We start from the raw sequence: 12299 nt of genomic DNA, 5'->3' as shown, positions 1-12299 counted from the left end.
CTCCGGTCGTTTGATCCGGGCGAATAGCTCAGCGGTAGAGCGCTTCCCTTACAAGGAAGATGTCGGGGGTTCGATCCCCTCTTCGCCCACGTCAGTTGAACGCCGCGCCAGGCGTAGTACCCCGACGACGGCGCCGACGAGCCACAGCGCGAAGGCCACGGACGCCGTACCCCCGCTCCAGAAGCCGGACAGGCACAGTACGGCGACCGCGTAGGACGTCCAGATCGCCCACGTCGGAAGGGCGCCGGCCTGCTGGGCGATCCGCGTCGTGACGGCGACCAGGACACCGCCGCCGATCAGCCCGGTGAGCGCGAGGACCTGGCCCGCGGTGCCGAGGGCGCGGACCGTGTTCGGGTCGGGGGTGAACTCGTCCGACCAGGCCGCGAACGCACTTCCCACATCGAGCGAGACCCCGGTGATCATCAGCCCGCCGAAGAGCGCCGCTGCGGGTACGACCGCGTGCGCGAGCGGGTCGCCGCCAGAGAGCCGGTCCAGCACCTGCCGCAGACCTGTGGCGAACCAGAGCAGCATCGCGACGCCCGCGGCGAGCACTGGCATTCCGATGCCGGCGGCGGCCTGCCTCCCGTCGTTGCCGAGCCGCTCGAGGATGTCGGAGTCCGACATGCTCGGGTCGTCGACGCCGACCAGGTACCCCAGCGCCACCGCGACGCCGAGCAGCACGATGGAGGCGGCGCCCGCCCACCCCGCACGCTGAAGAGCCCGCGACTCGTCCATGAGCCCGAGCATGCGCCCAGCACCACGACTGGAGCGAGGGTTGGGGAGGATTTCCTCCCCGAATCGGGCAGAAATCCTCCCCAACCCTCCGTGACCAGGGCTACTGGGGCGCGCCGCCGAACACTGCGTTGACCAGGCGCTCGAGTGCCGGCGGGAAGACCTCGAGCAGGTTGATGTCGGCGTCTCCCATGGTGATCGCAGCGGTCAGCGTCTTGCTGCCGTCGGCCGAGCTGAACATCAGGGCGCCGTACCCGCCTGGAGCGCTGCCGTTGTGGTGGTAGATGGTCTCGGTGCCGGTGTCCTGCGCGAACAGGCCGAGGGCGTAGTTGAGCGGTCCGCTCTTCGGTTGCGGCGTACGCATCTCCGTCAGAAGTTCGGCGGGGAGCAGCTTGCCGCTCTGCAGCGCGGACATGAACTTGTGCAGGTCCTCAGTGGTCGACAGCATGCTGCCCGCGGCGAACAGCAGGGACGGGTTCTGCTCGGTGACGTCGACGACCTTCCACTCCTCGCCGTCCTGGTAGCGGAAGTACCCGTGCGAGTGCGGCCCCGGGATGTCGGTGCGGTCGCCGGGCTCGACGGTGCCCGTCAGCCCGAGCGGCTCCACGATCCGGCTGTCCAGCTCCTCGATGAGCGTCCGGCCGGTGACTGCCTCGATCAGGAGCGCGGCGACCGTGTAGTTGGTGTTCGCGTAGCTCCACTCGGCACCCGGCTCGAACCGCGTCGGCTTGGCCAGCGCGAACTCGACCAGTTCGTCCGGGGTATAGCCCTGCAGCCGGTGGTCCGCCCAGTCCTTGCCGGTTGCCGGGAGCCCCGCGACCACGGTGCCGTCGGGGAAGTACTCGCCGGTGTAGTTGAACAGGCCGCTGGTGTGGTCGAGCAGCATCCGTACCGTGATCCGCGGGTCCAGCTCGAACCGCGGCAGGTGGCCGGCCACTGCGCCGTCCAGCTCCAGCTTGCCCTCGGCCACCAGTTGCAGTACGACGGTCGACACGAACGTCTTGGTGACGCTTCCGACCCGGAACTGGCCGCCCACCGGCGGCTGCTCGGTGCTGCCGAGTTCGCGGATACCGGCGGTGCCGACCCACTCGCCGTGCTCGTCGTGCACCCGCAGTTCGAGACTGCCGAACCCGGCGTCGACGAACTCCTGGGCGGCCTTCTGCAGTTCCGGACGATCCTGGATCGACATGCTTTCGTGCTCCTCGTTCGAGTGCGGTGGTTGATGTGCACCACGCTCTCCGGGAGCCCTGACACGGCACCGCCACCGTACTGACGCGCTGTGGTCGTGACCGGCTTTCGTACGGGGCGTATCGGAACCCGCGGTCACTCGTTGGAACCATGTCGGTGGTCAGTGGTTCGCACGGAATTCTTAACCATCGGCTGGTGAGAACGGACTCCTCCAGGGCGGGTCGCGGCTGGTAGGGTTCACGGCTGTCGGTCGGCGTGATGACGCACCGGGTGTGCCCGGTCACGGCATCGTTCCGGCAGGCGGAGAACGGGGCTGCTGTCGGTGTGAAGTGAGGCGGGTCTGCCCAGAACCCGCCCCGTCGAGTTGGGGAGGCACGTGTCCGTGGGTCGCCAACCGGCCGAGCGCCCCGTCGTACCCGCGACCGTGGTCGACACCCCTGGGCGATCGGCGGCTCCGCTGGTGGTGGCATCGGCGTGAGAAGTGGTGCGGACCGGCCGGCGATCTCCACCGGGCCGGCGTTGATGATTCCCGCCGGGTACCCCCGCGACCTGCCGAGCGCGCTGCTCCGCGCCGCCCGCGACTTCGGCGGCGCCGGTGTCGTCGAGATCGGGGCGGACGGCCGCGAGACCAAACTCGACTTCCCGACGCTGCTCGAGCTGGCCGCCCGGATCCTGGCCGGCCTGCGAGCCAACGGCGTACGCGCCGGAGACCCCGCGGTCGTGCACTGCACCGAGCCGGTCGGCTTCTTCGCCGCGTTCTGGGCCTGCACCCTGGGCGGCATCCGCCCGCTCCTGGTCGCGCCGAACCCGGGCGGCGACCGCACCGAGGAGGGCCGCGAACGCCTCCGCCGGATCACTGACCTGCTCGGCTGGACCGTCCTGATCGGCCGCCCGTCCGACCTGCCGAACGACCTCGGCCTCCCGGTCCTCGACCCGGACGCGATGGCCGGGCACGAGCCCACCTCCGACTTCCACCGGCCCGCCGCGGACGACGTCGCCGTACTGATGATGTCGTCGGGCTCCACCGGTACGCCGAAGATCGTGCAGCTCACGCACCGCGGGCTGGTCGAGTTCGCTGCCGGTACGCCGGCGATGCTGCCCGTACGACCCGGGCAGACGACACTGAACTGGCTGCCGCTGGACCGCAGCGGCGCGTTCCTGCTCTACCACCTGCTGCCCGTGTTCACCGGCTGCACGAACGTCCACGTGAACACGGACTGGGTCCTGGCCAACCCGCTGCGCTGGCTCGACCTGATGGAGCAGCACCGGGTGAACCACTCGTGGTCGCCGAACTTCGGGTACCGGCTCGCGACCGCCGCCGTGGCCGGCGAACCGGACCGGCACTGGGACCTGTCCGCTCTGCGCAGCCTGGTCAGCGGCGGTGAGCAGATCACGGTGCCGGTGATGTCGGAGTTCCTGCGGGTGACGAACCGGTTCGGGGTGGTGCCGGAGACGTTCGTGGCAGCCTGGGGGATGACCGAGACGGTCACCGGCATCACGTTCGCCCGGCCCGGTCTGACGCCGAACGTGCACCGCGTCCGGATCCCACCGACCGGCGTCGTCGAATGGGTCGACCAGCGGCCGTCGTCCGGGAAGGTCGCGGTCGCGCGCCCCGGGAAGCCGCGGACCGAAGTACCAGGTGTGCTGTCGCTGGTGTCGGTGGGAGCGCCCGCCCCCGGTACGACGGTGCGCATCGTCGCCCCGAACGGCGCCGTACTGCCGGAAGGCCGGATCGGTCAGCTGCAGGTCGCGTCGGCCCGGGTGACGCCCGGGTACCTCGGGAACCTCGACGCGGACCGGTCCGCGTTCCCGATCGGGAACTGGCCGGCCCGTAAGTGGCTCGCGACCGGCGACCAAGGCTTCATCACCGGCGGCCAGGTTGTCATCACCGGCCGGGACAGCGAACGCATCATCATGTCCGGCAAGCTCCACTACGCCCACGACATCGAGTCCGTCGCCACCACCGTCGTCGGCGCCGAACACGGCCTCGTCGCCGCCTGCGGCATCGCCGACGAGGCAACCGGCACCGACCGCCTGGTCGTCTTCTACGCGCTCACCGCGGACTCGGTCCCCGGCATGGACCAAGCCATCCGCAGCCTGATCCAGACCCGCCTAGGCCTGTCGGCTCAAGTCGTCGGCGTCCCGCGCCGTGACTTCCCGACCACCCCCGGCGGCAAGATCCTCCGCCCATTGCTCAAGCAGCGCTGGATCGACGGCACCCTCCTGGAACCCGCCACCACCCACGTAGAACCCGCCGGCGCCACCCCCGCCTCCGGCCCCACCGGCCAAGGCCCCTCCAGCACCCCCGAATCCACCCCGTTCGCCGACGAAGAAGCCGCCGAACGCACCACCGAACTCCCGGTCGTCCGCCTGGCGTGGAAACGAGAACTCCAACAATCCATCCCCACCCCCCCCCAACGCCCCACCCTAGGCACCCCACCACCCCCCACCACGCCAGCTCCCGCGCCCACCGCACCAACCCCCGAGGCCCGCACCTCACCGGCACCCGAGCAAGCCGCCGGCACCGCGTCGGCACCTGAGCATGAGCCCGCCGTGACGGCACCCGCGCTCGGTCCCACGCCGCCGCCCCCGCCCGCGGCCTACTCGCCGCCCGCCTCCGCTCCGACGGCCACCGACTCGTCAGCTCCTGCCGTGCCCGACGTCGCGCCGGACCCCACCCCGCAGCCTGATGCCGCAGAGCCCACGGCCCCCACCGCCGAGCAGCCGTACGACGCCGCGCCCGCCGACGTACTGAACGAAGAACACACACTGCGTGCCGACGAGGATTCCGCCGAGCAGGAGCACAGCACCGAGCCGTCTGAGGCCGCCCAGTCGCACGCCGCGACCGACGTACCGGCGGACGAGCAGACGTCGTCAACGGATGAGGACTCCGTTGAGTCGGAGCCCACCGGCGGGCTGTCTGAGGATGCGCAGCCGTACGACGCTGCGGTCGTCGGCGCCGATGGACTGGTCGATGAGCGAATCTCGTCCGCGGACGAGGACTCGGATGAGTCCGAGCAGACCGCAGACCGATCCGAGACCGAGCAGCTGCACGACGCCGCGGCCGCGAGCGCCGACGTACCAGCCGACGACCAGACGTCGTCTGCGGATGAGGACTCGGCCGAGGCGGAGGACTCTGCTGGGCTGTCTGAGGATGCGCAGTCGTATGAGGCTGCGGCGGGTGGCGCTGAGGAGCCGGTCGAAGAGCAGACGGCGTCTGAGGACGACGACTCCGCGGGACTGTCGTACGACGAAGTTGCCGGCGGCGGCGACGACGAACTGGACGGAGATCAGACGTCGTCCGCTGACGAGAGGTCCGCCGACCTCGAGCCGCACGACACCGCGAACGAGTTGGACACACCGGACCCCGCCGACGCGACCGATGCCGCTGACATGACGGATGCGACCGATGCCACGGAGGAGACCGAAGCGGTCGATGCCACGGACGCGACGGATGCTGCGGAGGCGACGGACACCACCGACGCGACGGACACCTCGGACGCGACGGACACCACGGACACCACGGACGCGACGGACACCACGGACGCGACGGACACCACGGACGCGACCGAATCCACGGACCCGACGGACGCGACCGACGCGACCGACGCGACCGACGCGACCGACGCGACCGACGCGACCGACGCGATGGATGCTGCGGACGCGACGGATGCGGATGCGGTGGAGGCGACCGCTGCGGATGTGGCCGATGACGACGTCCGGGTTGAGGTTGCGGAGTCCTCGGCGGGTGGTTCCGCTGGTGAGGACGGTGGGGATGCGGCGGTCGAGGGTGATGCTGTCGCGGGTGCGTCGTACGGCGAGGTTGTGCCGTACCCGGGTGATGTGGACGCGGATGACGAGATCGATGCCGACCAGAGTCCTGCGGACGAGGTCGGTGCTGGTGAAGGGCGTGTGGTCGAACCCCGTGTCTACGAGGTTTTCGCGGACGGAGTAGTCAGCGAGATCGGTGCCGGCGATGAGTCTCGCGTGGTTGTGCATGAAGCGGCGTTGGATGCCGAGCCGGGTGAGGCTTCGGTGGTCCCGGCGGATGCGCACGAGTTGGAGCAGGCGAGCTCCGAGCAGAGCGCGCCGGACGAGGACGAGTCGAGTACGGCTGACGACGCAGAGCAGGAGCAGGAGCAGGAGCAGGAGCAGGAGCAGGAGCAGGAGCAGGAGCAGGAGCAGGAGCAGGAGGGTGCGGGGGCTGCGGCGCTTGTCGTGGTGGATGTGGATGGTGTCGAGTCCGCTGATGCTGGGAGCGTTGCGGCTGCCGTCGTACCGGACGCACAGGACGCGGCTGAGGGCAGCGCCGTCGGTGCGGAAGCTGCGCCCCCGGTCGGCAGGGTTGGGGTCGTGGAGCCGGTGGCGGTTGTGGGGGTGGCTGGGCGGTTTCCGGGGGCTGAGGGGGTGGAGCAGTTCTGGGAGAACCTCGTCGCCGGCGAGGAGAGCCTCCGGCGGGAATCGGGGGACGGGGTTGTTGCGGTCAGCGGTGTGCTGGAGCATGTCGAGTCGTTCGATGCGAAGTTCTTCGGGTTGAGTGATCGCGAAGCCGAGTTGATGGATCCGGCGCAGCGGTTGTTCCTCGAGGTTTGTCATCAGGCGCTGGAGCACGGCGGGTACGCCGGTACGACGAACCGGGTCGGTGTGTTCGCGGGCTCGGGCATGAACCTGTACAACCGCCAGCACCAGTCCCGCGATTCGATCGCCACCCGCGTCGCGTACCGGCTCGGCCTGACCGGCCCCGCGATCGGCGTACAGTCGGCCTCCTCGTCGTCGCTCGTCGCGGTGCATCTCGCCTGTCAGGCGCTCCGATCCGGCGACGCGGACCTCGCCCTGGCCGGTGCCGCGGCCGTACAGGTGCCGCAGGCAACGACGTACCACCCGACGCCGAACTCGATCCTGTCGCCGAGCGGTCAGATCCGCGCGTTCGCGTCCGACGCCGACGGGACGGTCGGCGGGAACGGCGTCGCCGCCGTACTGCTGAAGCGGCTGGACCAGGCGCTGACCGACGGCGACACGGTGTACGCCGTGATTCGCGGTACGGCGGTCAGCAACGAGGATGTGCCGGCCGGGAACCAGGCCGAGCTGATCGAGCGCGCGCTCGACCGCGCCGGGTTCGACGCCGACTCGCTGAGCTACATCGAGGCGCACGGGATCGGCAGCCCGGCCGCGGACGCCGCCGAGGTGAAGGCGCTGACGACCGCGCTCCGCCGGCACACCGACAAGGTCGGGTTCTGCACGCTGGGATCCGTGAAGCCGAACATCGGCCACCTGGACAGCGCCGCGGGCATGGCCGGTCTGATCAAGACGATCCTGATGCTGCAGCACCGGATGCTGGTGCCGACCATCAACGTCACCGAGCCGGACCCGGAGCTCGCCCTCGACGGCAGCCCGTTCGTGATCGGTACCGAGGTGCGCGAGTGGACGGTACCGCTGCTGTCCGGTGGTACGACGCTCCGCGCCGGCGTCAGCGCCCTCGACACGGGTGGCACGAACGCGCACGTGATCCTCGAGGAGGCCCCGCGCCAGATCCGCCGCGGTGACGACGGCCCCGTCGTACTGCCGGTGTCCGCGCCGGACCCGGACGCCCTCGCGGACCTCGTCGAGATGTACCGGTCCGACCTGGGCCACGGCACGGGCCACCGTCTCATCGATCTCGCCGGTACGGCGGCGCTCGGCCGGCCGGCGCACCGGCACCGGATCGCGGTCGCTGGCAGCACCGAGGCCGAACTTGTTACCGCTCTCGGCTCCGCCCAGCCGACCGAGGTGCCGCGCGGCGGACCCGGCCCGCTCGGCTACGCATTCACCGGACAGGGTGCAGCCCGGCGCGGAATGGCCGCCGGCCTGGCCGCTCGCTTCCCGGTGTTCCGTTCGGTCCTCGACGAATGCGACCGCGTCTACCACGAGGAGACCGGCGGCAGCCTGCTCGAACTGCTCCTCACACCGGCCGGTACGGCGGAAGGTGTGTGGCCGACCGAGACCGCGCAGCCCGCACTGTTCGCGTTCGAGCTCGCACTGGCCCGCCTCTGGCAGTCGTTCGGCGTCCAGCCCGCGCTCGTCGTCGGGCACAGCGTCGGCGAGTACGCCGCTCTGTGTGTCGCGGGCGCCCTCTCGCTGGCGGACGGCGTACGCCTCACCGCGAAGCGTGGCGAACTCATGCAGCGGGGCACGGTCCCCGGCGCGATGGTCGCGGTCCGCGCCGACGCCGACCGGGTCCGCGAGATCGCCCGGACCGCCGGCGTGGAGGTTGCCGCAGGCAACGGCCCGCAGTCGTTCGTGCTGACCGGGTCCGAGGTCATCGTCGGGCAGTTGGCCGCGCAACTCGATCAGCTGCAGGTCGCCTGGCAGCGGCTGGACGTCGACCGCGCGTTCCACAGTTCATTGGTGGACCCAATACTGGCCGACTTCGCGGAGATCGTCCGCGAGATCACGCTGAAGCCGCTGCGGACGCCGATGGTGTCGAGCTGGTCGGGTGATCTGCTCGAGTCCGGCACCGTGCTCGACAGCGACTACCTGGTCGGTCAGTTGCGGCAGCCGGTGCTGTTCGGTGACGCGGTCGAGGCGGTGACGGCGGCCGGTTGCCGCCGGTTCCTGGAGCTCGGGCCCGACGCCGTACTGAGTCCCGCGGGTCGCCGGATCGCGCCGAACAGCACGTGGATTCCCGCGCAGCGCCTCGGTCAGGACCCGGTGCTCGCGACGATGAACGGCCTGGCCGAGCTGTACGAGCAGGGCACCGAGATCGCGTGGGCGAAGGTGTACGCGGACGGCGGGCGGGTCCCGTTGCCGACGTACCCGTTCCGCCGGGTGCACCACCCGGTCGACCCGTCGGTGACGGTGCTGGCCGGTCCTGGTACGGCGGTTGCCGGGGACAACAATGTGCCTCGGCAGAACGCGTTCGAGCGGGCCGCGCGCGCACAGGCCGTGGTGTTCGAGCCGCCGTCGAGCGCCGCGGTGAAGCGGATCCCGCTGGATCCGCCGGAGCCGGTGCCGAGCGCGCCGGTCGAGCCGGTCGACGAGCAGGCGGAGGAGTCCGAGCGGTCGCCGTTCGCGTTGCCGGACGAGACGCATCAGATCGACGCGGACTACCTGGCCCAGGCCGGGTCGCTGTCCGGTGACGAGATGTCCGCGGAGCGGTACCGCGAGTCGCTGGACGTCGTACTCGACCTGACCTGCGAGGTGCACAACCTCGACCCGTACGACCTGACCGTCGACCACACGTTCGCCGAGCTCGGCGCGACGCCGGCGTCGATGGCGCCGGTGATCGACGAGCTCAAGAGCCGGTTCGAGGCCGAGTTGGCGCCGGACGACCTGTTCCTGACGTACAACACACCGCACAAGGTCGCGACCGCGGTCGCGATGCAGACGGTTGAGCCGGTTGAGCCTGTTGAGCCGCGGCACGAGGTCCCGGAGGTTGCCGAGGAGGTCGGGTCGGGGGAGGAGCCGGCGCCGGATGCGCGGACGGCGTTGGCCGTTCTCGGATCGGGGCTCGCGGAGCTGGCGGCGAAGGTCGACGAGGCCGCGGCTGCGACGAGTGCGGCAGACCTGCCTGGGAACGGGATGGCGGCGCTGATGTCGCAGCAGCTCCGAGTGGCCGGGCAGTTGGTCGACGGCGTCACCAAGCTCATGCGCGAGCAGCTCGCCCTCCTCGGCGAACCAGCTGAGCAAACGACTGAGCAGCAAACGACTGAGCAGGCAGCAGACAAGCAGGCGGCAGAAGAGCAGACCGTCTCGGCCGACGAGCTGCACGCCGACGACGTGCCTGTTGTGGAGTCCCGTCGTACGGCGGAGTCCCCGGCCGACCGGCAACGCCGCGACTTCACCTACTGGACCGAGGTCCTCGCCGGCGCCGAACCGTTGGTCCTCCCCGCGGATCGCGCCCGCGCAGCAGGCGACGACGCGGTCGCCTCGGTCGAGCACGAACTGGACAAGGACCTCAGCGAAGCGGTCCTCACCTACAGCCGCGACCGCAAGCTCAGCCCGGTGATGACGATGCTCGCCGCCACCGCAACCGTGCTCGGCCGGTTCGCCGCGCAGGACGACGTGACCATCGGCTCCGCGCTGCTCCGTTCGAAGGGAAGCCGCCCGCTCCCGCTGCGAATCGACCTCTCCGGCGAACCCGACCTCGGCGAACTGACGGAACGGATCCGCGACATCACCGCGGGCGCGTCCGACCACGCCGGCACCGACCTGAAGATCCTCGAACGCGATCCGCTGTTCCAGATCCAGGTCGAATTCGAGGAGGCGGACGACGACGACCTCCAGCCGAGCGTCGACCTGCGGTTCCGCCTGATCCAGCACCCGGCCGGCGTGACCTGTACGGCGGACTACCGCTCCGGCCTGTTCGAGCAGCCGACGATCGGGCGCCTGCTCGACTATCTGGCCGAAGTGTTGCGCAGGGCAACGACCACGCCGGATCTCCGCCTGCCCGAGCTGGTCCTCCCGATCGAGTCGGACGTCGAGGCGCTCCGGGCACTCGAGTCCGACGCCGACGCGAACGGGCCGATCGGCCGGGTACGCCGGGACGCGGTCGTCGCCGGTGAACTCAGCGGGCTGCACACCCTGTTCGAGCAGCAGGTCGCGCGGACGCCGGACGCGATCGCGCTGATCCAGGACGGCCGCGAGCTGACGTACGCCGAACTCGACCGCCGCTCGAACGCGGTCGCGTGGCAGCTCGCCGATCTCGGCGTGAAGCCGGGCCAGTTGGTCGCGGTCCGCGTGGCCCGCGGTACCGAGATGGTCGTCGCGGTGCTGGCGGTCCTCAAGTCCGGTGCGGCGTACCTGCCGCTCGACCCCGGTGTACCGGAGTCCCGGTGGGCGTTCATGGTGCAGGACGCGGCGGCCGTCGCGTTGGTCGGTGACGACGCGGCGCTGGCCGACCGCCTCAACCTGCGGCTCGTTCCGGTGGCCGGCGGCGATGGCGACACGCGGGCGAAGCAGGCGCCGCCGGTGCGGGCCGCGGCCGATGACGTGGCGTACTGCATCTACACGTCCGGATCGAGCGGCAACCCGAAGGGCGTCGTGGTCCCGCACCGCGGCCCGGTGAACCTGGTCCGGCACTACTTGCGGACCCGGCGATCGCTACGGACGCTGCAGTGGACGTCGTTCGGCTTCGACGTCCACGTGCAGGAGATGTTCACGACGCTGGCGTCGGGCGCGGCGCTGGTGCTGATCGGCGAGGACGACCGGTACGACCCGGACGCGGTCGTGGCGGCGCTGCGTGACCACGGGGTGCAGCGGTTGTTCATGGCATTCAGCCCGCTGACCGCGTTGCTGGCGACGATGCGCCGGCTGCCGGAGCTGCCCGAGTTGCGGGAGATCGTCGCGGGCGGCGAGGCGATGGTGCTGACCCACAAGGTGCGGGACTTCCTCGATGCGCATCCGGAGTGCCGGCTGTTCAACGAGTACGGACCGACCGAGGCGTCGATCGTGACCACGATCCACGCGGTCGACCCGGCCGAGGACCGGCCGTCGATCGGGCGGCCCATCGACGGTGTCGCCGTACGGCTGCTGGACGCCGCGCTGCGGCCCGTGCCGGTCGGTGCGGTCGGCGAGATCCACCTCGGCGGCGCCGCCGTTGCCCAGGGCTACATCGGGCGTCCGGAGGAGACCGAGCGCGCGTTCGTCGCGGATCCGGGCCACCCGGGCGCGCGGCTGTACCGCAGCCGGGACCTCGGCCGCTGGCGCGCCGACGGCACCTTGGAGTACCTCGGCCGCGCGGACGACCAGGTGAAGATCCGGGGCCATCGGGTCGAACCCGGCGAGACGGAGCACGTGCTGGCGGACCAGCCCGGCGTCGTCGACGCGGTCGTGGTCGCCTGTTCGGACCCGGGCGGTGACACCTGCCTGATCGGGTACGTCGTGCTCGAGGACAGCGACCCCGCCGTACTGGCACGGCTGATGCTTGACCTGGGCAAGGAACTGCCGATCTACCTGGTACCGGCGGACCTGATCCCGATCGAAGAGCTGCCGCTGGACGACAACGGCCGGCTGGACCGCTCCCGGCTGCCCGAGCCGGAGTGGCTGAAGCCCTAGGGCACGTCTCCCTAGGGGGTCCGGGCCAGGGCATCGGTTCTGCAACGAGGACGGTGGGCAAGTCGGTGGCAGCCCTCCCAAACAGCCACCGTCCGCCGTACGCGATGCAGAACCCGCGTTCGATCCCATCCCTCCACAGGATCGATCACGTTGAAGTAGTCGGACGCTGCCGTCGGCAGACTGGTTCCCGACCCTGAGGGTCACACGGTTGCGGCGGGAGAGTGCCCTCACCCGCCGCTCACGTGTTCCGGTTGACCAAAGCCCCCTCGATCTCCCGGTTGACGCCCGGCCTGAGCCCCCCTCGACCGGTCGTGGATGACGGTGCCCCCACCCCATCCATCCGTTGC

General features: G+C 70.7%; 3 protein-coding genes and 1 tRNA gene. 3 read left to right on the top strand and 1 reads right to left on the bottom strand.

The features are described from left to right. The first annotated feature begins 17 nt into the window (after positions 1-17). Positions 18-89 (top strand) — tRNA-Val (locus tag E0H50_RS17175). Positions 90-268: 179 nt separating this feature from the next. Next, a complete protein-coding gene (locus E0H50_RS17170) occupies positions 269-715 on the top strand; it encodes a hypothetical protein (RefSeq protein ID WP_131289340.1) in 447 nt (148 codons plus the stop codon). 120 nt (positions 716-835) lie between these two features. Here E0H50_RS17170 and E0H50_RS17165 read toward each other — a convergent pair whose 3' ends face one another. Then, a complete protein-coding gene (locus E0H50_RS17165) occupies positions 836-1921 on the bottom strand; it encodes a serine hydrolase domain-containing protein (RefSeq protein WP_131289338.1) in 1086 nt (361 codons plus the stop codon). Positions 1922-2394: 473 nt separating this feature from the next. On the opposite strand from E0H50_RS17165, the gene E0H50_RS42970 reads away from it, so the two are divergent. Further along, positions 2395-11952, top strand: coding sequence for a non-ribosomal peptide synthetase/type I polyketide synthase (locus E0H50_RS42970; RefSeq protein WP_165547165.1), 9558 nt, complete (start codon positions 2395-2397; stop codon positions 11950-11952). The last annotated feature ends 347 nt before the right edge of the window (positions 11953-12299 follow it).

The sequence above is a fragment of the Kribbella sindirgiensis genome (genome assembly GCF_004331435.1).
GTDB lineage: Bacteria > Actinomycetota > Actinomycetes > Propionibacteriales > Kribbellaceae > Kribbella > Kribbella sindirgiensis.
Note: the sequence above shows the minus strand (reverse complement) of the source record. Positions and strands in the feature narration are given on the sequence as shown.

What these genes read in the sequence shown, in the direction of transcription:
- E0H50_RS17165 (WP_131289338.1), bottom strand. Translation starts at nt 1,921, where the DNA reads ATGTCGATCCAGGATCGTCCGGAACTGCAGAAGGCCGCCCAGGAGTTC.